This window comes from Pseudaestuariivita rosea (assembly GCF_017592335.1).
Lineage (GTDB): Bacteria > Pseudomonadota > Alphaproteobacteria > Rhodobacterales > Rhodobacteraceae > Parasulfitobacter > Parasulfitobacter rosea.
Genome location: NZ_JACNMP010000007.1, coordinates 96,444 through 120,623, shown reverse-complemented (window position 1 = coordinate 120,623; position 24,180 = coordinate 96,444). Strand labels below are relative to the sequence as shown.

The 24,180-nt window shown below is 57.4% G+C and carries 16 protein-coding genes; 10 read left to right on the top strand and 6 right to left on the bottom strand.

Going from position 1 to position 24,180, the window contains the following annotated elements:
• Positions 1-33 precede the first annotated feature (33 nt).
• Together H7848_RS07290 and H7848_RS07285 are read left to right on the top strand one after the other, a co-directional pair.
• Positions 34-555: a hypothetical protein gene (locus H7848_RS07290; protein ID WP_208349471.1), complete on the top strand. Its 522-nt coding sequence runs from the start codon at positions 34-36 to the stop codon at positions 553-555.
• A gap of 4 nt (positions 556-559) precedes the next feature.
• Complete coding sequence (locus tag H7848_RS07285) at positions 560-1,981, top strand: 3'-5' exonuclease (protein WP_208349468.1); 1,422 nt, start codon at positions 560-562, stop codon at positions 1,979-1,981.
• A 163-nt stretch (positions 1,982-2,144) separates the two neighbouring features.
• On the opposite strand, the gene pbpC is transcribed toward H7848_RS07285, so the two are convergent.
• Both pbpC and H7848_RS07275 read right to left on the bottom strand, forming a co-directional pair.
• Complete coding sequence (gene pbpC, locus H7848_RS07280) at positions 2,145-4,169, bottom strand: penicillin-binding protein 1C (protein ID WP_208349465.1); 2,025 nt, start codon at positions 4,167-4,169, stop codon at positions 2,145-2,147.
• A complete protein-coding gene (locus tag H7848_RS07275; RefSeq protein WP_208349462.1) occupies positions 4,166-9,586 on the bottom strand; it encodes an alpha-2-macroglobulin family protein in 5,421 nt (1,806 codons plus the stop codon). Before H7848_RS07275 ends, pbpC begins: the two co-directional genes overlap by 4 nt.
• A gap of 148 nt (positions 9,587-9,734) precedes the next feature.
• Here H7848_RS07275 and H7848_RS07270 point away from each other — a divergent pair, with 148 nt between their 5' ends.
• The gene (locus H7848_RS07270) at positions 9,735-11,924 is read left to right on the top strand and encodes a response regulator (protein ID WP_208349459.1); all 2,190 of its coding nucleotides are present in this window, start codon (positions 9,735-9,737) and stop codon (positions 11,922-11,924) included.
• A gap of 6 nt (positions 11,925-11,930) precedes the next feature.
• On the opposite strand, the gene yaaA is transcribed toward H7848_RS07270, so the two are convergent.
• The 3 genes from yaaA to pdeM form a co-directional block, all read right to left on the bottom strand.
• Positions 11,931-12,704, bottom strand: a complete 774-nt coding sequence (gene yaaA / locus H7848_RS07265) for a peroxide stress protein YaaA (RefSeq protein WP_208349456.1) — start codon at positions 12,702-12,704, stop codon at positions 11,931-11,933.
• Between the two features lie 51 nt (positions 12,705-12,755).
• The gene (gene recQ / locus H7848_RS07260) at positions 12,756-14,792 is read right to left on the bottom strand and encodes a DNA helicase RecQ (RefSeq protein ID WP_208349453.1); all 2,037 of its coding nucleotides are present in this window, start codon (positions 14,790-14,792) and stop codon (positions 12,756-12,758) included.
• A 101-nt stretch (positions 14,793-14,893) separates the two neighbouring features.
• A complete protein-coding gene (pdeM, locus tag H7848_RS07255; protein ID WP_208349451.1) occupies positions 14,894-15,568 on the bottom strand; it encodes a ligase-associated DNA damage response endonuclease PdeM in 675 nt (224 codons plus the stop codon).
• Positions 15,569-15,654: 86 nt separating this feature from the next.
• Between pdeM and hisF the strand changes: the two genes are divergently transcribed.
• Positions 15,655-16,413: an imidazole glycerol phosphate synthase subunit HisF gene (gene hisF / locus H7848_RS07250; protein ID WP_208349449.1), complete on the top strand. Its 759-nt coding sequence runs from the start codon at positions 15,655-15,657 to the stop codon at positions 16,411-16,413.
• Positions 16,414-16,728, top strand: a complete 315-nt coding sequence (locus tag H7848_RS07245; protein ID WP_208349447.1) for a phosphoribosyl-ATP diphosphatase — start codon at positions 16,414-16,416, stop codon at positions 16,726-16,728.
• A gap of 3 nt (positions 16,729-16,731) precedes the next feature.
• Here H7848_RS07245 and H7848_RS07240 read toward each other — a convergent pair whose 3' ends face one another.
• The gene (locus H7848_RS07240; protein WP_208349445.1) at positions 16,732-18,261 is read right to left on the bottom strand and encodes a S8 family serine peptidase; all 1,530 of its coding nucleotides are present in this window, start codon (positions 18,259-18,261) and stop codon (positions 16,732-16,734) included.
• A gap of 123 nt (positions 18,262-18,384) precedes the next feature.
• Between H7848_RS07240 and H7848_RS07235 the strand changes: the two genes are divergently transcribed.
• From H7848_RS07235 to tsf, 5 genes are all read left to right on the top strand, one after another.
• Positions 18,385-18,903, top strand: a complete 519-nt coding sequence (locus H7848_RS07235) for an RNA polymerase sigma factor (RefSeq protein ID WP_208349443.1) — start codon at positions 18,385-18,387, stop codon at positions 18,901-18,903.
• A gap of 14 nt (positions 18,904-18,917) precedes the next feature.
• Positions 18,918-19,694 carry a hypothetical protein gene (locus tag H7848_RS07230; protein ID WP_208349441.1) on the top strand — a complete coding sequence of 259 codons (777 nt, stop codon included), beginning with the start codon at positions 18,918-18,920 and terminating at the stop codon, positions 19,692-19,694.
• Positions 19,695-19,787: 93 nt separating this feature from the next.
• A complete protein-coding gene (locus H7848_RS07225; RefSeq protein ID WP_208349431.1) occupies positions 19,788-22,196 on the top strand; it encodes an ATP-dependent helicase in 2,409 nt (802 codons plus the stop codon).
• Positions 22,197-22,349: 153 nt separating this feature from the next.
• On the top strand, positions 22,350-23,156 hold the full coding sequence (gene rpsB, locus H7848_RS07220; protein ID WP_208349428.1) for a 30S ribosomal protein S2: 807 nt from the start codon (positions 22,350-22,352) through the stop codon (positions 23,154-23,156).
• Positions 23,157-23,228: 72 nt separating this feature from the next.
• The gene (gene tsf, locus H7848_RS07215; RefSeq protein WP_208349426.1) at positions 23,229-24,104 is read left to right on the top strand and encodes a translation elongation factor Ts; all 876 of its coding nucleotides are present in this window, start codon (positions 23,229-23,231) and stop codon (positions 24,102-24,104) included.
• The last annotated feature ends 76 nt before the right edge of the window (positions 24,105-24,180 follow it).

Here is a 24,180-nt window from a genome sequence, read left to right as displayed (position 1 = left end):
GGTCTGCAAACAGACCGGTGGGAGGAAATGGTTATGTTTTTGGAACTGATTGGAACCTTTGCGGCCGGGTTCGCTGCGGCAGGCATGGTTATGTTATTGAACAAAATGCTGGGCGGCCGCCTACCCCGATCGTTGATTCCGATTTCGGCCGGGGTTGCGATGCTGGGCACGACCATCAGTCTTGAATACAACTGGTACAGCCGTACCGAACAGGCGCTGCCTGAGGGTATCGTGGTCGCCCAGACCGTTGAAGAAACAGCCGTTTATCGCCCCTGGACATATGTATTCCCGCAAACGACACGTTTTATCGCCGTCGATCAGGGCACCGCGCGCACCAACACCGATTTCCCGGACCAAAAGATGGTCACGCTGCTTCTCTTTGGACGTTGGGCACCCGTGCGACAGGTTCCTGTTGTCTTTGACTGCGCCAACGGGCGGCGGGCCGATATCGTACAGGGTGTTGAATTCAGCGACAGTGGTGCCCTGCGCAATGCCAATTGGGTGACGATACCGCCCGACAATCCGGTCCTGATGACCGCCTGCGCCGAGGTGTGAGCCGATGTTGAACCTAAGTCTACGCCTTCGCATTTTTCTGTTTTTCTGCGCATTGGCTGCTGGCATGGTCGTCTTTTCCGGCGTCGCAGCCTGGCTTGGCTATCAGCAGTATGGCGACCCCGGTGCCTCGTCCGCGTTTCTGTTCACCGCGCTTTTTGCCGGTTTACTGTCGCTGATGCTGACTGCGGGCGTTTGGTTGTTGTTTGACGAAAACATTGCCAAGCCGATTGAACGGATCGCTGCCGAAATGCGCGCCCGCGCCCATGCCGGGATCAATAAGGAAATCGACAGGGATGCCGCGAAGTATCTGGGCGATCTGGCCCCTGCAGCCCAGGCCATGACACAACAGCTTAGCGCGGCGACGCTGGACAATGCTCAGACGATTGCGGAACGCACCGCCAGTCTGCAAGCCGAAAAAGAACGCCTGACAGCCATTCTGTCCGATATCCCGATCGCCGTCATTCTGGTGAATCCCAATCATCAGATCGTACTTTACGATGGTCAGGCGGCTGACCTGCTGGCCTTCGAAGGGCCTGCGCGCTTGAACGCCTATCTTTTCGACTATCTGCAAGCGGCCGAGATCAAGACGGCCCTGAAAGCCTTGAAAGCCGATGATCTGCCCCGCATCACCTTTACCGCGCATAGCCGATCCAGCCGCGATTATGATGCCGTGATACGCCCAATGGGTCGGGATGGCAGCTATATGCTGACGCTGGAACCGATGGAGGATATGACCGAGGCGCTCAGCCCAGGCGCCGAACGCCCGCTGGTCTATGATTTCAGCCTGATAGAGCGTGAAAAGCGCTGCGATATTCACGACAAAGCCCTGCGCGATCTTTGCTATGTGGTCTTTGATACCGAAACCACAGGGCTTTTGCCGCATAAGGACGAAATCGTGCAGATCGGTGCCGTGCGGATGGTAAAAGGGCGGATCGTACCGGGCGAAAAATTTGAAACACTGGTCAATCCGGGGCGGGCGATCCCCGCCAGTTCCAGCAAGGTGCATGGTATAACAGATGACATGGTGGCCACCGCCCCGGTGATCGATGAGGCAGGCAAGTCATTTCACCACTTTGCCCGCGATGCCGTCCTGGTCGCCCACAACGCGCCTTTTGACATGGCGTTCCTGCATCGGCACAAGGCGCGGATTGGCAAAACGTTCGACCATCCGGTTTTTGACACCGTTTTATTATCGGCCGCGCTGTTTGGCGGATCGTCCCCCCATACTCTGGATGCGCTGTCTGATCGGTTGGGCATCCGCATTCCCGCCCAGTTGCGCCACACGGCGATGGGCGATGCCGTCGCCACGGCCCAGGTCTTTGAGAAGATGATCCCGATGCTTGAGGCAAAGGGGTTCAACACATTCGGGGACGTTCTGGGCGAAATGCGCAAACACCAGAACCTGGTCGAGGATATGAACGCCTGATCGTTTTGCTGATCATTCATCCAGAACCAAGCAATCGAGAACGAAGGGCAGCGCCGACCCGAGGGTGGCGCAAACGCGCCGCCCTGGGGGGCGGGTCGGCGCGGCCCGGTGTTTCACACCGGGCGAGGTCATTAGTTCAACAAATATCTTAAGGAGCAGATGTCTATCTTAGCTCAATCTGCGTGCGGCTGGACCGGCCCTGCGCGTCAATGACAGCCAGTGTGTGAAACCCGTGCGATAGACCGTTCAGCGCAACGGTGCGGTCCCGCGCGCTGGTGATCATCGGTGCTCCGTTCACGATCCAGGTAAAGGGGGCTGCACCGTCATCTACCTTGGCAAACAGCGTGCCATCGGTTTCCACAACTGACCCGTCGGGCGGAAATGCGATGTCCGGCCCCCCCTGATCACGTGCAACAGCATCGCCCCTGCCCCGGAAGCGTTGCAGCGGTTGGGGCAATTCCCCCGTGCTGACCATCAAAGTCGCGGGCGGTGGCGGTGGCAGCGGGTCATAAATGGGTTTGATGCGGGCGAAGACTTCGAACAGCAAGGGTGCAGCAAGATCACCGCCGAATGCCCCCGGGACCGGCGTGCCATCGGGCCGTCCCATCCAGATCGCGACCACATGCTGCCCGTCATAGCCCACAGCCCAGGCATCGCGGTGACCATAGGACGTGCCCGTCTTGAACGCGACCTTATCACGCGGCGCATTGGGCGGTGGCGTGATACCCGACAGAATATCGCCGATATGCCAGGCGGCCTCGGGCGACATCACACGGGCCGTATCGGGCACAGGCTGATCCATCTGCCAGATCAGCGGCACCGACTGACCGCCATTGGCAAGGGCTGCATAAAGCTGGACCAAATCCTCCATCGTCAGGCCGATGCCACCCAACGACACGGCCAAACCCGGCTTACCACCCGGAATAACGGGGCTGGCCCCGGTACGGCGCAACTGGCCGATCAGGCGATTGGGGCCTATTGCCTCGGTCAGGACAACGGTCGTTGTGTTCAGCGATTGTTGCAGGGCCGAGCGGACGCGCAACTCGCCCCTGTATTCACCGTCAAAGTTCTGCGGGGCATAGCCATCGAAATCCCGTGGAATATCGGCGATAATCGTTTCGGGATGCGCCAGGCCCTGATCAAAGGCCATGGCATAGACCAATGGTTTCAGCGTCGATCCGGGCGACCGCAGTGCGCGTGTCATATCCACATGCCCCTGGCGTTTGTCGGGGCGATAGGCGGCAGACCCGACACTGGCCATCACTTGCCCCGTCTGGTGGTCCAACACCATCATCGCAATCGAGACGCGGTCACCGTGGGGGCGTACAGCTTTGGCCGCCAGTACCTGAAGGCGGCGCTGCAGATCCGCATCAACCGTCAGGGAGTGGCGTAGCTTTGTAGGATGGGACGCCAACGCACGATCGGCCAGATGTGGCGCCAATGCAGGGAACGGACGGCGGCGGTCGGGGATGCGTTCGGTCAAGGCCGCTTCGATCACGGTCGGATCATCGACAATGCGGGTCAGAACGCGGTTGCGGGCAGTCAATGCCAGACCGGGGTTGCGATCAGGTCTGCGCGCCTCGGGCGATTGCGGCAGAGCGATCAGCAACGCGGCCTGTGCCGGTGTCAGGCGGCGCGGTTCCTTGCCGAAATAGCTATAGGAGGCCGCACGCACCCCTTCGATATTCCCGCCATAGGGCGCAAGGGTCAGATAAAGCTGCAGGATTTCGGATTTATCCAGACGTCGTTCCAGCGCAAGGGCCAACCGGATCTGGCGCAGCTTGCCCTGCCATTCGCCGGTCGGCCCATCCTCAAGCAACCTTGCGACCTGCATCGTCAGGGTCGAGGCGCCCGACACAACCTCGCCCGCCCAAACCGCCTGCCATGCCGCCCGCGCCATCGCCACCGGATCGACACCACTATGGCGATAGAACCGCTTGTCCTCATAGGCGACCAGCATTGCGATGTAGTCAGGATCAACCTGATCGGTGGTCACACCAAGCCGCCACAGCCCATCTGCCACCGTATAGGCGCGCAGCAGGTCGCCATCACGATCCCGCACCTCGACCGAGGTATCGGGCGTCAGCGGCGGCAGAACCGTGCGGTCGACCCACCGGTCCCCCGCATCCCGCAGCGCCGCGCCCGCAAAAAGCAGCGCTGCCAGCAGGAAAGGCGCATGGCGTCTCATTCCGTGATCACGACCTGACCGGTATCGGTGCGGGCGCGCAACTGCGGGCGGTACATGTCCTCGACAATGGCTGCGGGGTGATGGAAGGTGCCAGGTGACACTGCGCGAACGATGTAAGCCAGACGGAAGCTGTCGCTTTTGCGCCAGTCCACAGCGGCCAGAAAGCGGTCACTGCGGAATTCAGAATGTCGCGCATAGACGGGTTTCAGCCAATCGAAGCCGCGGATCTGACCGCCCTGCAGCAGGCGTGGGTTGTCGATTTCGAACCCTGCGGGCAGTGGATCATCGATCATCAGACGTGCATCGGATGATCCAAAGGGATCGACCTCAATCACAACGACCATACGATCGCCCACACTCACCTCCGAAGGTGAAAGCCGCACGCCCTCCATATCATAATAGCTGCGCGCGATCTGATAGCCGTTGCCACCGGCGGGCTCAGGCTCACTCGGTACGCCATAGGTCGTCATCGTGATGACCTCATCCCGATTTGAATTATTCTGAAGACGGATCGGCGCGGCATCAGGGGTGTCCTGCAGCAGACGCACCATCGGGCCATCGACCGGTGCCCCGTCGATCAGAAAGTCAGGCGCCCCGCCATCGCGGACCAGTGACCGGGCGGCCAGCAGGGACCACGTGGCCTCTTGCGTGGACATACGCCCCGAACTGGCCGAGACACGGTCAACCAGAGCATCGCGATTGATGGCCGTACTGCCCGACTCGGTCGCCAGGGCCAACAGACCCGCCGCATCGCGCAGGCGCGTGCCGTAATCCAGGCGCCATGTATTGTTCGGCGCCTGCCGCCAAACATATTGCATCTTTTCGGTCGCAATGCTGAACATCCGGTCGGCACGTTGCTGATCCCCGTACATCGCCAACGCTGCGCCGATCTGGGCGGCCGCCAGCGGTGTGCTGAAATCGCGTCCCTTGATATCCGCGTAATAGCGCAGATCGGCCATGGCAGCCTCGCCCTCACGCGCCAAAACCATCATGGCATAGGCAAAGGATTCACCGCCTGTATCAAACTGACCTTCGTAATTCACGCGGTTTTTCAGGTTGTTAACGGCCATTCTGAAGCCGCGTTCGGGCACGTCGAACCCCTGCGCATTTGCCCGGCTCAGAAAATCAGTGACATAGGCATCCAGCCACAGATCGCCGCTGCCCACGCGCCAAAGGCCAAAACTGCCCGAGGACGACTGGCGCGACAACACGCGTTCAATCGCCTGATCCACACGTTCGTTGACCTGTGACCTGTGGGCCAGCCCCATCGCTTCGGCCACTTCGCTAAGGTACAGCAGCGGCATGGCGCGCGATGTGGTCTGTTCAGTGCAGCCATAGGGGTACTGATCCAACATCTGCAACAGACCGGGCGTGTCGAACTGGGCGATCGGCCCAATAGCGATGCTGGACGACCCGGTGCCTGGATGCAAACCCGCAAAGACATTGTCGTCAAAGGTGAACGTATCGCCGGCAGCAAGGGTGAAGCGGCTGGTGCGGCCCACAGGCGGATCGTTGATCTGAACGCCAAGCGTCAGCGCCTTGGTCAGCTCGCGCCCATCGGGCAGGGTCAGGGCGATATCCACCTGATAAACGCCCACCTCATCTGCGCGGATAGGCACGTTCAGTTTGACCTTTTCCTGTTCGGCAACTGTCACAGCCTGCGGCACGTCCGACATATCCAGCGCCAGGCCGTTCGACGTCACGCGCAGCGGCATATCGCCCGCACGTCCTTCAGTATGGACAATTTCCAGCAACAGGCGGCTAGTATCGCCGGGGCTAAGGAACCGCGGCAGGCTAGCGGTCACCACAACCGGATCGCGCACCAGAATCTCAGCATCGGCCTGTCCTACTCCGGTCTCGCTCCAGACGACGGCCATGGCGCGCAGGGTGCCGTTGAAATCAGGCACATCGAATGTCACCTGTGCGGTGCCGTCTGGCCCAATGGTCACGGGACCACTGAAGAATGTCACAAGCTCCTCATTCGGCGGGGGTGAGGTGCGCTGATCGGCAGATCCACCATCGCCGCCCGACCGGATCTGCCCCTGCGCGCCGTTCAGCCCGTCGATCAGACGACCGTAGATATCGCGGATTTCCATGCCCAGTCGGCGCTGACCGAAGTAATGATCCGACGGATCGGGGCTTTCAAACCGGGTGACATTTAAAATACCCACATCGACGGCGGCAATCGTGGCATAGGCTGTGTCACCGGCCCGAACACCGTCAACCTGCAGGCTAATCGTCAGGGGACCACGCGGTTCAATCTTTTCAGGCATATCCAGCGCGACCTGCAAAGCCTTGTCGCCCGGATCAACCTTGGCATAAGACAAACCCAAGGCGCGGGTCGGGTTACGCTTGGCAGCGACATCCATCGGACGCACGACCGTTGCCGTGACATAGGCCCCTGCCCCCCATTCTTCGGTCACAGGAAGCTGGATCAGATTTTCGCCCTCGGCCACCTGCACCGTTTCCATGGTGATCAGGCGGTTCGACATCACAGTCACCAGCGCCGTCCCCGCCATGCGCGGCACCATGCGCAGCGTGGCCGTATCGCCGATGGCATAGTCCGGGCGATCCAGCGACAATTCCAGCATATCGGGCGTTGTGCTGGTGTCGGCGGGCACATACCACCCGGCATAGAAACTGCTGGATGAGGACAGATAGGTGCCATCGGGGCGTTCAACCACGATCTCATACCGGCCCCACGTGACGGGGGCTTCGATCTGAACCGGATCAGCGCCCGTCTGGATCTTGCCCGCAGCCACGGATCGGCGTTCGGTGATCGGTTCCCAATTCCAGCGGCCGTTCTGGCGGTACCACTGATAGCGGGTCGTGACGCGATTGACGGTCCATTGCAGGTCCATCGGTTCGGGTTGCAGATCGCTGTTGATCGATATGATCTCAAATCCGGCGGTAGAGTTTTCGCCGATCTCGCCATATTCAAACAGTGGTTTGATCCCGATCAGTGATCCGGCGGGCGACAGATCGTGTGTCAGGCTGCGTTCGACGGGCCGGCCCGAACCTTCCAGAACGCGCACATTAGCCTGCAACCGGTAAGGCCGGTTGGTGATTTCAGCGGCTGGAATGGTGGCCTCGATCGTTGTGGTGCCGTCTGCGCTTGTCCGTTGCTCACTTGGCAGGGCATTGGTTTGCGTCGACACCCGCTGGTCATAGCGGCCAAAGCTAAATCCCGGAAATTCAGCCAAAGTTGTACGCGGGATCAGACGCAATTCGCCGCGCACGGGCAGATCACCGGCGGGCGCACCAAACAGGTAATCGGCTTCGACGGTCAGGTTCATCTTGTCGCCGGGCGCCAGCTTTTCTTCCTCGATCGTCAGGTCGAATTCGATACGGTCGGGAATGAAATCCTCGACCAGAACGGCGGTGCTGGCCAGGGTGTAGCCCTTGGGGTCGGCCTTGATATCCAACCGCCACGATCCGCGCGGGACAGCAGCACCGATGTCAAAGGAAAAGACATGGCCGCCCGCAACGCCGTTTGCGCTGGTCTGGCGGGTGTATTCGACCCCATCGGCGCGGGTCAGGATCGCGGTCATCGGCACATCCTGCAGCCCGCGAATTTGTGGATCACGGGCCAGAACAGTGGCATGCACCGTATCGCCCGCGCGATAGATGCCACGGTCGGTTGTCAGAAAAACGTCGATAGGTGGCGCGGGCTGGCGCCCCTCGACCCCGCGATCAGACAGATCAAAGGCCGGGTCGATCAGCGACAGGAATGTCATGTCGTCGCCCAGTTCAGCCGTGACCATCGCGGGTGCAGCACCGCCTGTGCCCCGCGCCAGGGCCGCATCAAAAACGGCGTATCCATCGGCATCGGTCGTCACTTCGCCCAAAACAGCATTCGCACGGGAAATCAGGGTGATCTTGGTATCCTCTTTCGCCTGCGCATCGCCCAGACCGCGGACAAAGACATGCAGCCCGTCGGTGCCTGACATCGTGCTGACACCCAGATCAGTAACGACGAACCACTGCATCGCCGCGCCATTTTCATAGACGCTTTCCCCCGGCACACGGGCCTGCAGCACATAGACGCCCGGCACCTGCCCCTGCAGCGCCTCGGCCATGGGCAGCTGCGTCGTCATATCCTGGTTCATTTCCAGCGGAACATCACCTGTGCCTTGCCAGACCACAGGGCCGATTTCGCTGGTGAACTGATCCAAAGACCAACCGTACATCTGGCCTTCGAAATAGCGCTGCTGAAAGGCGCGGATCAGGTTGCGGTCGCTGACTTGATGCAGGCGCAGGTCGATCTGTTCGATATTGACCGTCTCAACCGGCAGCGTGACGTCAGCCGTCTTAGGCAGCACATAGGCCCGCCCCGGGAAGCGCACGACAGGCGACCGGTCGCCCACATAAAACTCAAGCGAGATATCGCGTTCCAGGATCAACCCGCTTTTCGCAGGCAGCCCGCGACGGAAAACAACCGTTTGTGTATCACCATGCCGCAGACCTTCCAGACACAGACGATCCCGCTGCGCCTCAACCGCCAGATCGGCGCCATCCAGATTGACGAAGGGTTCGTAATCGACGCCAATGGTTTCCAGCGGTTCTGAAAACCGTGCGCAAACCTTGGGATTGGCCAGATCGGATTCAACCTGATGTTCAACGATCCGGAAGCCATAGCGTTCGACAGCATCCTGCAGCCTGCGCTCGGTGTCGTCGTTGGGCCGAATATCCTGTGCCAGTTTCAGCGCCTCGATCGCGGTACGGCCACGGTCGGATTTGATCAGCGCCTCAGCCAGAATGATCAGCGCATCTGACCGGCGCGCGTCATCTTCCGCGCGCATATAGGCATTGATGCCGGCGCTGCGCGCAGTTCCGATATATGTGCGATTATTGACGCGCAGGTCCACAATCACACGCGCATATTCCGCCCAAAGATCACTGCGATCGGTCAGAGTAATAGCCGCCCCCACTGCCCGCGCCGCGCCCAGCTTTTCGCCCCGCAGACGATACAGGTTCTGTTGCGCCATCAGTTCGGTCAACGACCGATCCCCCACCGGATAACTTGACGCCATATCATTGGCCAACGCACGGGCACGTGTGAAATCACCGCGGCTCAGAAAACCCAATTCGTTCACGCGGGCTTCGACATTGGCCAGAATCCCAGGCTCGACCTGCCGCACCTGCGCAGAAATAGCACCCTGATAGGGTTCTGATGCAGTAACCTGGCTTTTGGGAAAGCAGGAATTCGATACAGAATTAAAGGTAAAGGCCACACAACTGTTGTCTGCAAGACACGCCTGACGGCAGGCATCGAAGGTCGTATCAAAGATCTGTCGGATATCATTCCCGGCGAAATCCGTATCGGGCGTCACCGAGACATATTTTTCAGGAACCAGATTCTCGGCCCAGGCCGATGTAATCGCTAGAAAACAAAAGATAATTGCCAGAATACGCATGGGTCAGCCCCTATTGAATAACGTTGGGTCAATCTCAGTTGAACATTTCAACAGCGCGTCATCAAGGGGCGGGTTGTGCAGAATGTGTTAAAGAAATCTTCACACTCCGTCCTCTAGGGTGCCACGGGCATGGTTGCGGAGGGTGCTTATGGACATGGCGATGTTGCTGGCCGAAGAACGCCGGGCGCGTCTGGCGGCGGAAAAGCTGCTGGAACAGGCGCAATGCGATCTTGCACAGATAAAGTCGCAGCTTTCTGCGCAGGAAAACCTGCATGCCGCCGAAATCACCAAGCTGACCTCTAAAACCAGATACGTCGAAGACGAAAATCGCCGCATTCTGGCTGACCTGCAATCAGCCCAAAGCCAGGCCGGGGCCGCCGAACGCAGGCTATGGAATTCGCTTCAGGCTGCCACCAACGGATTTGCAATTTTCGATAAATCCGGCTGCCTGATCACGGCCAATGACGCCTATTTCTATATTTTTGAAGGACTTGATGAAATCCGTCCCGGCGTCACCTACGAACGCATTCTGCAACTGGCCTGCGAAGAAGGCATTGTTGATACAGCGCCTCTGTCACCGGACGCCTGGCAAAAAATGATGCTGGACCGTTGGATTGCGGACAAAATTCCACAGCATACGCTGAAGATGTGGAACGGCGATTACATAAAGCTAATTGATCGTCGCACATCGACGGGCGACATCGTTTGTCTGGGATGGAAAATCAACCATCTTATGGAACAACAAAACGAGCTTGAGACAGCACGTCAGAAAGCCGAAGAGGCCAATCAGGCGAAATCCATGTTTCTTGCCAATATGAGCCATGAAATCCGCACCCCGATGAATGGGGTCGTCGGCATGTCCGAGTTACTGCGGGATACCGACCTGACGCAGGATCAGCGGCTTTATGTCGACACAATCAAAAGTTCGGCCGAGGCATTGCTGGTGATCATAAATGAGGTGCTGGATTATTCAAAAATCGAAGCTGGAAAGTTGACGTTGAACACTGAATGCTTTGATTTTGAAAAACTTTTGTATGATGTTCTGACACTTTTGAACCCCGCAGCAAGGGCCAACAATGTTGAAATGCTGATCGATTATGATCTGTTCATGCCCGCCCGTTTCATAGGTGATCCTGTGCGCATTCGTCAGATTGTCACCAACCTTCTCGGCAATGCCATCAAATTTACTGCAGCCGGGCATATCCTGATGCGGGTCACGGGCGTCAGCCTGCCCGACAACCGGATGGAGCTTCATATTACGGTTGAGGATACCGGAATTGGGATCGCCGAAGATCAGATCGACCATATTTTTGGAAAATTCAATCAGATCAACAGCTCATCAACACGCAATTCAGGTGGCACCGGACTGGGACTTGCGATTTCGAAAGAGTTGATCGAAATGATGGACGGTCAAATCTGGGTAGAAAGCGAACTTGGCAAGGGATCGTGCTTTGGCTTCCGCATCCGTCTGGACCAAGATCTGGACGAAGAACGCGACCTGCCCAGATGCCCCGCCAATATCTCAAACGCGCTGATCGTTGAACAAAAAGCCGTGGCGCGATCAATACTGACCCGTCAATTACAGCGCCTTGGCATCGATGTGACGTCTTGCGAAACCTCAGCCGCCGCTGTTGCACTGCTACAAGAGCGTAATTTCGATATGATCATGACCGCAGATCGTGCCCCTATGATCTACGCGGACGAAATCACAAAGGTTGCTGCAAATGAAAGACGAAATGGCCATATCTTTCTTTTGGGCACTTATGGCGAACAAATCACCAATCAGGAAACACTGCAGTCCATCAGTGGTATACTGCTGAAGCCCGTACCACGCCGCGCGGTACTGGAGGCCATTGAAAAAATTGAACATAATCGCGAAAACTCGGTCGCTGATCGCATAATCGCTCGGTCAACCGGTCGTAAGATGCGAGTTCTTGCGGCCGAAGACAACAAAACCAACCGTCTTGTCCTAAGCAAGATGCTGGACGATCTTGTGATGGATTTGAAACTGGTCGAAAATGGCGCGGAAGCTGTGCGCGCCTGTCAAGACTTTGACCCGGATCTTATCTTTATGGATATCTCGATGCCCGTCATGGACGGGATCGAGGCCACACGTCAGATCCGCGCGTCTGAACAAGGCAGTGAAAGACACGTCCCGATCTGCGCCGTGACCGCCCACGCGATGGAGGAAGACGCCCGCCAAATCCTGGAAACCGGGGCTGACTTTTTCCTGACCAAACCTTTGCGAAAAACCGATATATTGCAGATTATCAGATCAACGCTGCCCACGGAGGCACGCTGTGTTTTGCAGATGAACGAAGATACGACCGCGGCGTAAGAAAATTTATTGAGGGTACTGGCGTGTAAAGACCCACTTATCCCCTTCGGACAGTTCCGGGTGGAACTTATATCCGCCAGTATCGAACTCTTTCACGGCCTCGACATCCGTCAGGCGGTTGTCAATGACAAAACGTGCCATCGCGCCTCGGGCTTTCTTGGCATAGAAACTGACGATCTTGGGCTGACCTGACTTGTTTTCCATAAAGACGGGCGTAACAACCCTTGGCTTCAACACACCCAGATCGACAACACCGAAATACTCTTGACTGGCACAATTGATCAGAATGCCAGTCCCCACTTGCGCGGCCTGTTCATTCAAGGCCTGTGCAATTTGCCCACCCCAGAAATCATAAAGCGATGCGCCACGTTCCGTTTTCAGGCGGCTGCCCATTTCCAACCGATAAGGCTGCATCAAATCCAGCGGGCGTAAAATGCCATAAAGACCTGACAAAATGCGCAAATGACCCTGCGCCCAGACAAGATCCTGATCATCCATGGTACCGGCATCTAGCCCGACATAGGTATCACCAGCAAAGGCCAGAACGGCGGGTTTGGCATTTTCAACTGTAGAAGCGGGCGTAAAATCGGCAAATCGATCCGCATTCAGCCGCGCCAGATTTTCACTGATACCCATCAGTTTTTGCAGATCCCCGACCGACAGGCCCCGCGCGACCTTGGCCAGCACATTGGCTTGATCCTGAAATTGCGGCTGCGTCGGCTGAAGACCTTCGGCCGGACTCATATCAAGTTTTTTTGCAGGGGAAACAACGACCAGCATGGGACCTCAATCTTTGAATTTCGATGTTATCTAGGGGCGTATCGTGATGCCTCAAGCCTCTCGCAGGACATTCAGAAAGGCCGCACCGAACCGTTCGGCGCGCCTGTCACCCAATATTCGGGTCAAGGCGCCGTCATCATGGGTTTTCAACTGTGCCACCTTGGCCAAAAGCGACGCGGAACAACTCATCGGTTTATCGCAGCCGTCAGGACCACGGGCCAGTTCCGCCTGAACCTGAAGCAAACGATCATAGACCGTGCCCTCGGCCCGACCGGCCAGCTTACGGCGGGATGGATGCAGCGACTCGACTTCGCCCGCGATCACGGTCAGAAAATCAGCGCCATAGCGTTCCAGCTTCTTGGCACCCACCCCACTGATGCTCGCCATATCGTCCAGAGTCGCAGGGCGGGTTTCGGCCATTTCGATCAGAGTACGATCGTTAAATATAATATAGGCGGGCACTTTAGCAGCCTCGGCCAATGAACGCCGCTTTGCCTTCAAGGCTGACAAAAGCGGCGCATCTTCTTCGGACACCAGTGTTTTAACGGCGGGGCGGGTCAGCGCCTGTTTGATCGTATCGCGGCGCAGCGTGATCTTGTCCTCATCGCGCAGGATCGGACGGGCACGGTCTGTCATCCGCAACGCACCGTGCCGTTCGGGATCAGGACGAACCAGATCATGCCCCATCATCTGCCGAAAAATCGCTTGCCATTGGCGGCGATCATATTCCTTACCAATACCAAATGTCGGCAGGGCATCATGCCCACGCGCCTTGATCTTATCCGTCTCAGTCCCAAGCAGGATGTCGATCAGATGCCCGGCCCCGAAATATTCGCCCGTCCGCAAGATGGCTGACAGGGCTTTGCGGACCGCAGTTGTGCCATCAAATACATCGGCCGGGGCATCGCACAGATCACATTTGCCGCATGTGACGCCCGTTTCACCGAAGTACTGCAGAAGGCTGGCACGACGACAGTCCAAGGCCTCGGCCAAACCCAACAGAGCATTCAGCCGGCCATGGTCTGCCCCGCGACGTTCAGGGGGGGCAAAGCCTTCGTCGATTTGTGACCGGCGCAAACGGATATCATCGGGACCATAAAGCGTCAGCGTTTCTGCCGGCGCCCCATCGCGCCCCGCGCGACCGATTTCCTGATAGTAGGCCTCGATCGACTTGGGCAGATCGGCATGGGCCACCCACCGGATATCCGGCTTATCGATCCCCATCCCAAAGGCCACCGTGGCGACGACGATCAGACCGTCTTCACGTTGAAACCGCGTCTCAACCTGACGGCGGTCGTCAGGATTCATACCGCCATGATAATAACAGGCGCTATGCCCCGCCTCACGCAGCGCCTGCGCCAGGGTTTCGGTCTTGGCGCGAGTGGCTGTGTAAACGATACCCGATTGTCCCTTACGCGCATCGGCAAAATCCAAAATCTGGCGGCGAGGGCCGTTTTTGACGGCAAAAGCCAGATGGATATTGGGTCGATCAAAGCCATGCAGAAAAGACTGCGGGGCAATCCCGTCAAACAGTTTTTCAACAATTTCAGCGCGCGTTTCTTTATCGGCCGTCGCGGTAAAGGCCGCCAGTGGCACATCCAGTAGTCGCCGCAGTTCACCAATGCGTAGATAATCGGGTCGAAAATCATGACCCCACTGACTGACGCAATGCGCCTCATCCACCGCGATCAGGCTGACATGGGCGCGGCGCAACATATCGCGCGCCGCCGTAGTCGCCAGACGTTCGGGCGCCATGTAAAGCAGTTTCAGGTCACCCTTTTCGATGGCCGACCAAACCGCATCGGTTTCATCCTCGGTATTGGCCGAAGTCAGGGCCCCTGCGCACACGCCTGCCTCTTGCAGTGCGCGCACTTGATCCCGCATCAGGGCGATCAGCGGGCTGATGACCAGCGTCACGCCTGGCCGGCAAAGCGCAGGCAATTGATAACATAAGGATTTTCCGCCGCCCGTCGGCATGATGGCCAAGGTATTCTGGCCCGTGCGAACAGCCTCGACGATCTGTTCCTGGCCGGGGCGAAAGACATCAAAACCAAAAATATCGCGCAAAAGCTCGTTCGGGTGCGGCATGGGACCTGTCGATTATTCTCACTGCTCTTTTCATGTAGCATCCCACACTAAGAATAGGTGAACAAGTCTTAACAATGTCTAAATGTTGATTTTTAGTACCGTCACACCGCGGCAGCACGCGGCATCGGGATGCTTTGGGCGGTTTGACCCGTCAGCACCGCACGGGCCGCGGGTGCCATAAGCTGTGATAGTTCTGCCGAATGGCTGTAAAGACCGCCCGTGTACGTGCCAAACGCGGGCATGATCAGGCGGTCGTCGTCGTACAGAAAACAGGCCCGAGTCACCACGCGGCCGCGGGCATTCAGTCGCGCCTTGGGGTGGTAGTGGCCCGAAACCTCGGCCTGTTGCGACGGATCCGCGATATGGCGAAAAGTTAACGGACCCACAATCATTTCTGCCAGATGTGTGCCGCCGAATTCGACCGGTCCGGGGTCGTGGTTTCCTTCGATCCATATCCATTCGCGTCCGGCCTGCAGGCGCGCAAGCCACAGCACCTCGTCCTCACTCAGGCTGTCTGCCGCCTTTAGATCGTCAAAACTATCGCCAAGGCAAATCACAACCGCGGGTTTCAAAGCCGTTACTTCGGTCTCAAGCCGGTTCAGCGTGTCACAGGTTTCATAGGGCGGCAACATGACGCCCGACCGGCGCGCCACACGGTCGGATTTGCCCAGATGCAGGTCCGAAACGCAAAGCACGCGTCTATCAGGCCACCACAAAACGCCGGACGGGCGGGCGATCAGATCAGCACCGGCAAGGGAAAACGCATATTCGTTCATGGTCTGTTCATGCCTTGATGCGCAGAGTTGCGCAAGGGGAATGCCCATTGATCCCGCAGGGCATTCGCGGTTATCAGGGTCGGGCAATGCTGAAGACCCGTATCATCCCCTGCCTTGATGTCGCCGATGGCCGCGTGGTCAAGGGTGTGAACTTCGTCGATCTGATCGATGCGGGCGATCCCGTTGAGTCCGCGCGCGCCTATGATGCGGCGGGCGCGGATGAGCTGTGCTTTCTAGATATCCACGCCACCCATGAAAATCGCGGCACGATGTATGATCTGGCCACCCGCACGGCCGAGCAATGCTTTATGCCGCTGACCATCGGCGGCGGCGTGCGCGCGCCTGACGATGTGCGCGATCTGCTACTGGCCGGTGCTGATAAGGTCAGCTTCAATTCTGCAGCCGTCGCTGACCCCGATGTCGTGGCCCGCGCGGCCGATCGATTTGGATCGCAGTGCATCGTGGTGGCCATCGACGCCAAGACGGTCGCGCTCGGCAAATGGGAAATCTTTACCCATGGTGGCCGCAAGCCCACCGGCATCGACGCGGTCGAATTTGCCAAAACCGTGACGGCCAAAGGCGCTGGTGAGATTTTGCTGACCTCAATGGACCGCGACGGCACGCGCGCTGGCTTTAACATTCCGCTGACACGCGCGATTTCAGACGCGGTGAATATCCCTGTGATTGCCTCGGGCGGGGTCGGTACGCTAGATCATCTGGTCGAAGGCGTGACCGAAGGCGGTGCCAGCGCTGTTTTGGCCGCCTCGATCTTTCATTTCGGCGATTTCACGATCCGGCAAGCCAAGGAACATATGGCGGCCGCCGGCATACCGATGAGGCTTTGAATGCATACCCTTGATCAACTGGCCCAGACAATTGCCGACCGCGCCACGGCCAATCCCAACAGTTCATGGACAGCAAAGCTGCTGGCAAAAGGCCCTGCAAAATGCGCCGAAAAATTTGGGGAAGAAGCGGTCGAGGCGGTGATCGAAGCTGTTAAAGGCGATAAAACGGCGCTGACAAACGAAGCGGCGGATGTGCTGTATCATCTGCTGGTTATGCTGCAATCGCGCGATGTGACTTTGGCAGACGTTCTGGCCGAACTGGACGCCAGACAACATCAGTCCGGTCTGGCGGAAAAGCAAAGCCGCAACCCTTAGGACTTACTGGTTTTGCGTGGCATCGTCCGATTTTTCACCGGTTTCAGCGGCCAATGTACCCGCTGACAACAGATAGGGCTGCAGCCACCGCCGATCGCATAGAACGTCTAGTTGGACCAGGCCTGCGCCAAAGATATCGTCCTGACCATCTGCGCCAAGGTCGATCGCATGAGATTGCAGGATGTCGGCAACCTGATCAGGACCAAGATCGGGGTGCTGCGCCTTGATAATGGCAGCCGCCGCACTGACAAAGGGCACCGCGAAAGACGTGCCAGTCTTGGGCCGCGCGCCACGGATTGAGGCCGCCGTCCAGACCTCAACCCCGGGGGCGGCAATGTCGATATGGGACCCCCGCCCTGCCCGACGATAGATACTGTTAAAGCGATCGGTTGCCGTGACGGCGATTACGTCATCATAGGCGCCGGGATAAGCCGGTTGCGCATTGGGGCCACCATTACCTGCAGCCGAGACGATAACGATACCCTGTTCAGTCAGCCGTTCGACCGTCTCTTCCAGCAGAGCATTGGGTGGACCGGACAGGCTCATGTTGATGACGTCGACATTCTGTTCAGCCAGACGTTCCATCGCGTCGATCAGCATGAAAACATCGCTGCGTTCGTCCTGACCCGCACGATAAAAGGCATCGATGGCAACCACATTTGCCTGCGGCAGTACGCCGGGCGATCGGCTATCAGGGTTGCCGATCAGCAACGCGGTGACGGCAGTGCCATGTTGCGCACTGGACGGGGTCAGCGCGTCGGGCGTTTCCGAAATGACCTTCAGGTTTTGATCCAAAAATGTTTCATGATCAGCATTCACCGCAGTATCGATGATTCCGATCCGCGCATTCTGCCCGCACTGACCGCGCGTCTCAGCGGGGGTGTTCAGGGCAATCAGGTTGAATTGGGTGCAATGAAGACCACTGCACTGCCACTGTTCGGTCCTGTAGAAATGGTTATAATCTGCGACCGCATCATCATTTATCGATTGTATCTGTGACCGTGCGGCGTCCAATGTCGTGCCCCGTGGCACCCGAAGACGCACCGTCTGCCCCTGAACGGCATTGACGGTACGAGACGACAGAACCTCATATCCTTGTTGGCGCAGCGCATTGATCTGATCACGGTTCAGACCAAGGGCCACGATTTCATTGTCGGATCGGGCCTGACGGCGAATGGGATCGCTGGACTGATTTTGGCGCGACTGACGCGACGATCTTTCCCGATCATCACTGTTCCGACCAGAGCGGTCATCATCGTCGTCCAATTCTTCTAGATCATCATCGTCGTCATAATCGTCGTCGTCGTCCTCCTCCTCCTCATCATCGTCATCATCGTCGTCGTCATCGTCATCATCATCATCATCATCGTCGTCGTCATCGTCATCGTCATCATCATCGTCGTCATCGTCATCGTCATCATCCGCATATGCGAACGAGACAACACCCCAGTCGGGCCGCATTGCTGGCAAGATCGCCCCTAAAATGATGAAAACCGCCAAAATAACGGTCAACCGATGTAGCAGTTTTGACATGACGTCGCCTCTTACCGGAATAGAAGACCTCTCACGTAATCATTAAGGCATAAACCCGCCCTGTCCACAACGCGCCTGGTTTTTCGGGGTTTCAACAGATCGGTTTTCTGGATAGATCACCGCATGTCTGATCATTTTGCTGATGATATTATTGCTTTTTTACCAAATTTGCGGCGATTTGCGCTGTCGCTTTGCCGGAATGCGAATACGGCAGACGATCTGGTTCAGGTCACTGTCGAACGCGCCTTTCGCGCCCGTGATCAGTTTGATCCGACAACCCGTCTGGACGCATGGCTGTTTCGCATTTTGCGCAATGCCTGGATCGATATGGTGCGACGTCAGACCACCCAGGGCACCGAGATCGACATTGATGACGCCCCCGACGCACGTGTGATCGACGGGGTTCAAACGGTCGAAACATCGCTCATGTTGAAATCCGCACGGGCTGCGATGCAAAGCCTGCCCGATGACCAGCGTGACGTCATGATGCTTATCTGCGTCGAAGAACTATCTTATAAAGAAGCATCAGCGGTATTGGGCGTCCCCGTCGGCACTGTCATGAGCCGACTGTCCCGCGCCAGAATCGCCGTTGCAAAAAAATTGGGAATAAATTCGGACCCCGCCCGTTCTTCAGGGGAATGAACAGGAGTTTTGTCATGGCCGATCGCGGTTTTACAGACGAAGAACTGATGGCCTACGCCGATGGTGAACTGGACGAAGCGCGTGCGTCACAGATCGATTTGGCACTTGCGGCGGATGCAGCACTGGCTGATCGGTTGGCGATGTTCACCGGCAGTCGTGGCGCGATATCCGATGCCTATGCCCCCGATCTGGATCAGCCTGTGCCGGATGTATTGATCGCAAGGGTACACGAGTTGGATGATAAAACGCGCCGCAAACCCGATGCGGTCACTCAGCTCACCGGCGCCCCATCCACCGCGCCTGCCCCAGCAAACACCAACCGCACGCCTATGTGGCAGACAGCCGTCGCCGCCTGCGTGGCCCTGGTTGTGGGCCTTGGCGCGGGCTTTATGCTGACCGAAAAGCCATCAACCAATCCCGCAAGTCTGCAAATCACTGAATTGGCGGACCCCGCTATCGTTCAGGCGCTGACAGCCGCGCCATCTGGTGAAACATTAATACTGCAGGGCGGGCACCGTTTTGCTGCCGTTGCGACCTTCCGCGATGCTGCAGGCACTCTGTGCCGGGAATTCGAATATGATCAGGCAACGGGCAGAACGATCGTGTCGGTCGCCTGTCACCGCGACAATAGCTGGACAGTCCAGTTTGCCGTTGCCGCGCCGGCCGGTAACGAAAGTGGCTATGCGCCTGCGTCATCGATGGAAACGCTGGATACATATCTGGCCTCGACCGGCGCTGATCTGCCCCTGTCGCCCGAAGACGAGGCCGAAGCCCTGCGCGCCCTGCAATAGCCTTTGTGGAAGGCTTGAAATAACTGGCTGTATGGGCGAACATTCTGTGAACACCTCTTTTCTTTGAGGCGCAACCAAGCTAGGTTGCGCCCCATGAATGAGTTTTCTGAAGATGATGCCTTTGATGCGGCCGTTCCGCTATCACAACGGGCGATGGCCGCGCGACCCGTGTCCTATCTGGATGATCTGAACCCTGCACAACGCGAGGCGGTCGAAACGCTGCAAGGCCCCGTTCTGATGTTAGCTGGCGCCGGTACGGGCAAGACCAAAGCGCTGACCACACGTATTGCGCATCTGCTGAATACCGGCACCGCACGACCGAATGAAATTCTGGCCGTGACCTTTACCAACAAAGCCGCGCGCGAGATGAAGAAGCGTGTCGAAACCCTGTTGGGTCATGCCGTCGAAGGTGTGCCGTGGCTTGGGACTTTTCATGCAGTTTGCGTAAAACTACTACGTCGTCATGCAGAACTGGTTGGATTGAAATCTAATTTTACGATTCTAGATACCGACGATCAACGGCGTTTGATTAAACAAATTGCTGCGGCGGCAGATGTCGAGATTAGAGCTTCGACAGATCGCTGGCTTGCGGGCATTATTGATAGATATAAAAATAGCGCATGGACTCCTCAAAATGTTCCATCAAGCGAAGAACGTTGGATCGATTTGGAAACTGGAACAGAATATCGATCAATGGAGGGTGCACCACGACAAAATAGCATCTTCTCAAGCATTGACTTCTATAAGCTGTATCAACCACGACTTCGCGAACTGAACGTAGTCGATTTTGGCGATATTTTGCTTCACATGCTTACAATTTTTCAATCACATCAGGACGTTCTGGAACAATATCAGCGCTGGTTCCGCTATATTCTGGTCGACGAATATCAGGACACCAACGTCGCGCAGTATCTGTGGCTGCGACTTCTGGCAGGTGGGCACAAGAACATCTGCTGTGTCGGCGACGATGATCAGTCGATCTACGGCTGGCGGGGGGCCGAGGTGGGCAATATCCTGCGATTTGAAAAGGATTTTCCAGGCGCGCATGTGGTGCGGCTGGAACAAAACTATCGGTCGACCCATCACATCCTTGGTGCGGCCTCTGGCGTGATCGCATCCAATCAGGGGCGTCTGGGCAAGACGCTGTGGACCGATCGCAATGATGGCGAAAAGGTCCGTCTGATCGGCCATTGGGATGGCGAGGAAGAGGCGCGCTGGATCGGGGATGAGATTGAGGCGATGCAAACCGGCACCCGCGGGTTGAACCCTTTTCGGCTGGACCAAATGGCTATTCTGGTCCGTGCATCCCACCAGATGCGCGCGTTTGAAGACCGCTTTCTGACCATCGGCCTGCCCTATCGCGTGATCGGCGGCCCGCGCTTCTATGAACGGATGGAAATCCGCGATGCCATGGCCTATTTCCGGTTGGCCGTGTCGCCTGACGATGATCTGGCGTTTGAACGGATCGTGAATACCCCCAAACGCGGCCTGGGTGACAAAGCGCAGCAGAAAATCCAGATGGCGGCGCGCACGAATGGTGTGTCACTCGTCGAAGGGGCGCGGCTGATTCTGGCGACCAAGGGGATCGGCGGCAAGGGCGCGAATGAACTGGCAAAACTGCTGGACGGGCTGGATCGATGGGTCAGCAGCGTCCGACAGGGCAAGACAAGCCACATCGAACTGGCCGAGGTCATTCTGGACGAAAGCGGCTATACCGAGATGTGGCAGAACGACAAAACGCCCGAGGCGCCGGGCCGTCTGGAAAACCTGAAAGAACTGGTCAAGGCCCTGGAAAACTTTGAAAATCTGCAAGGGTTTCTGGAACACGTCAGCCTGATTATGGACAATGAAACCGATGGCGACGGCGAAAAAGTGTCGATCATGACGCTGCACGCGGCCAAGGGGCTGGAATTTCCCGCCGTGTTCCTGCCTGGGTGGGAAGACGGGCTGTTTCCCAGCCAGCGCTCGATGGACGAAAGCGGCCTGAAGGGGCTAGAGGAAGAACGCCGTCTGGCCTATGTCGGCATCACGCGGGCCGAGGAAATCTGCACCATCAGTTTTGCCGCCAACAGGCGGGTGTATGGGCAATGGCAATCCGCCCTGCCCTCGCGCTTTATTGACGAATTGCCTGCCGAACACGTCGACGTTCTGACCCCGCCCGGGCTTTACGGCGGCGGATATGGCGCGGCGGCGGGCGGCGGGCTTGAGGACGCCGCGGCCGAGGCCAATGTCTATAACTCGCCCGGTTGGCGTCGCCTGCAAGCCCGCAGCCAGACCCGCGGGATGAGCCAGCCGAAAGAAACCAGCAATATGATCATCGATCTTGATGCGGTGTCAGCCTTTACCGCCGGGGATCGGATTTTTCACCAGAAATTCGGCTACGGCACCGTGATGGAAATCGAAGGGGACAAGCTGGATATCGAATTCGACAAAGCCGGCAGCAAAAAGGTCGTCGCACGGTTTGTTGTAACGGCCGACAACGCCGATGATGTTCCATTTTAGAATAGCCCTTGTATCCTTGAAAAACCTTCGCTATATGGCGGCTTCACTTCACAGGCGGGGTTGGGTCCGTTAGGGGAAAAATCCCTTTCAGATCCGCCGGTTGGATGAGAATCCTGATACCCCGCCGAGGCTCAAACCGGAAAGGATACGGACATGGCCGTCGATTTTACCATGCGTCAGCTTCTTGAAGCGGGCGTGCACTTTGGACACCAGACACAACGCTGGAATCCCCGTATGCAAGAGTTCATCTATGGCTCTCGCAATGGTATTCACATTCTTGACCTGACGCAGACCGTCCCGATGCTGGACGCCGCCCTGCAGGTCATTCAGGAAACTGTCGCCAAGGGTGGTCGCATTCTGTTTGTCGGCACCAAGCGTCAGGCACAGCGCCCGATTGCTGAAGCGGCTGAAAAATGCGCGCAGTATTACATGAACCACCGCTGGTTGGGTGGTACGCTGACAAACTGGAAAACAGTGTCGCAATCGATCAACCGTCTGCGCGAAATCGATGAAAAGATGGAAACCGGCGCCGAAGGTCTGACCAAGAAAGAACGCTTGGGCATGGAACGCGAACAAGCCAAACTGCAGGCATCCCTTGGCGGTATCCGCGAAATGGGCGGCGTGCCTGATCTGTTGTTTGTCATTGATGTGAACAAGGAAGATCTGGCAATTGCCGAGGCCAAGAAATTAGGCATTCCTGTTGTCGCCGTGGTCGACACGAACTGTTCGCCAGATGGTGTTGATTATATCATCCCAGGCAATGACGACGCCGCGCGCGCCATCAGCCTTTATTGTGATCTGGCCGCACGCGCCGCGCTGGAAGGTATGAGCGCGCAATTGGGTGCTGCAGGTATCGACCTGGGCGAGATGGAAGAGGCCCCTGTTGAAGAAGCCGTTGCCGAAGCCGCGCCGACTGAGGCGCCAGAAGAGGCCCCTGCGAAGGAAACCGCAGAAGGCTGAACCGTCACAAAACTGACATCGGCTGCGGGCTAGGCCCGCGGCGAAGCTATCAGATAATCAAGGAGACCCAAGATGGCGATCACGGCTGCATTGGTGAAAGAGCTGCGCGACAAAACAGGCGCGGGCATGATGGACGCGAAAAAAGCGCTGACTGAAAACAATGGCGACATGGAAGCCGCTATCGACTGGCTGCGTACAAAGGGCCTGGCGAAGGCGGCCAAGAAATCCGGCCGCACCGCAGCCGAGGGCCTGGTGGCCGTACAGGTTGATGGCGCAAAAGGTGTGGCGGTTGAAGTCAACTCGGAAACTGACTTCGTTGCGAAAAATGCCGAATTCCAGGACATGGTCGGTAAGATTGCAAGCGCGGCTTTGACCGCTGATGATGTCGACGCCCTGAAGGCGGCCGACGTTGACGGTAAAAAGATCGAAGACATGATCACCGACAAAATCGCGACAATCGGTGAAAACATGTCGCTGCGTCGCATGGCGTCTCTGACCGGTGAAAACGTTGTGTCCTATGTGCACAACCCTGCTGTTGCAGGCATGGGTAAGATCGGCGTTCTGGTTGCTTTCAACGGTGGCGACGACACATTTGCGCGCCAGGTGGCGATGCACATTGCCGCGATAAACCCAGCCTCGCTTGGGGCCGATGACCTTGATCCTGCAGTGGTTGAACGCGAAAAACAGATTTTGACCGAACAGGCCCGTGAAAGCGGCAAGCCCGAGCAAGTCATCGAAAAGATGATCGAAGGTCGGATGAAGAAATTTATGTCCGAGGTCACACTGTTGGGTCAACAGTTCGCGCTGAACCCCGATCTGACCGTCGAAGCCGCCGCTAAGGAAGCAGATGTTGAAATCACAGGTTTCAAGCGCCTGGAAGTCGGTGAAGGCATCGAAAAAGTTGAAGAAGACTTTGCCGCCGAAGTTGCCAAGGCGGCCCAAGGCTAAAGCATGAAAAAGAAATGCCCCGGAAAATTCCGGGGCGTTTTCGTGCTGAAAAGACTGCTTTAAAAGTCTTTGGTTT

Excerpts from the sequence above, each read along its gene's own strand:
- H7848_RS07290 (WP_208349471.1), top strand. The coding sequence starts at position 34 with ATGTTTTTGGAACTGATTGGAACCTTTGCGGCCGGGTTCGCTGCGGCA.
- H7848_RS07285 (WP_208349468.1), top strand. The coding sequence starts at position 560 with ATGTTGAACCTAAGTCTACGCCTTCGCATTTTTCTGTTTTTCTGCGCA.
- pbpC (WP_208349465.1), bottom strand. The coding sequence starts at position 4,169 with ATGAGACGCCATGCGCCTTTCCTGCTGGCAGCGCTGCTTTTTGCGGGC.
- H7848_RS07275 (WP_208349462.1), bottom strand. The coding sequence starts at position 9,586 with ATGCGTATTCTGGCAATTATCTTTTGTTTTCTAGCGATTACATCGGCC.
- H7848_RS07270 (WP_208349459.1), top strand. The coding sequence starts at position 9,735 with ATGGACATGGCGATGTTGCTGGCCGAAGAACGCCGGGCGCGTCTGGCG.
- yaaA (WP_208349456.1), bottom strand. The coding sequence starts at position 12,704 with ATGCTGGTCGTTGTTTCCCCTGCAAAAAAACTTGATATGAGTCCGGCC.
- recQ (WP_208349453.1), bottom strand. The coding sequence starts at position 14,792 with ATGCCGCACCCGAACGAGCTTTTGCGCGATATTTTTGGTTTTGATGTC.
- pdeM (WP_208349451.1), bottom strand. The coding sequence starts at position 15,568 with ATGAACGAATATGCGTTTTCCCTTGCCGGTGCTGATCTGATCGCCCGC.
- hisF (WP_208349449.1), top strand. The coding sequence starts at position 15,655 with ATGCTGAAGACCCGTATCATCCCCTGCCTTGATGTCGCCGATGGCCGC.
- H7848_RS07245 (WP_208349447.1), top strand. The coding sequence starts at position 16,414 with ATGCATACCCTTGATCAACTGGCCCAGACAATTGCCGACCGCGCCACG.
- H7848_RS07240 (WP_208349445.1), bottom strand. The coding sequence starts at position 18,261 with ATGTCAAAACTGCTACATCGGTTGACCGTTATTTTGGCGGTTTTCATC.
- H7848_RS07235 (WP_208349443.1), top strand. The coding sequence starts at position 18,385 with ATGTCTGATCATTTTGCTGATGATATTATTGCTTTTTTACCAAATTTG.
- H7848_RS07230 (WP_208349441.1), top strand. The coding sequence starts at position 18,918 with ATGGCCGATCGCGGTTTTACAGACGAAGAACTGATGGCCTACGCCGAT.
- H7848_RS07225 (WP_208349431.1), top strand. The coding sequence starts at position 19,788 with ATGAATGAGTTTTCTGAAGATGATGCCTTTGATGCGGCCGTTCCGCTA.
- rpsB (WP_208349428.1), top strand. The coding sequence starts at position 22,350 with ATGGCCGTCGATTTTACCATGCGTCAGCTTCTTGAAGCGGGCGTGCAC.
- tsf (WP_208349426.1), top strand. The coding sequence starts at position 23,229 with ATGGCGATCACGGCTGCATTGGTGAAAGAGCTGCGCGACAAAACAGGC.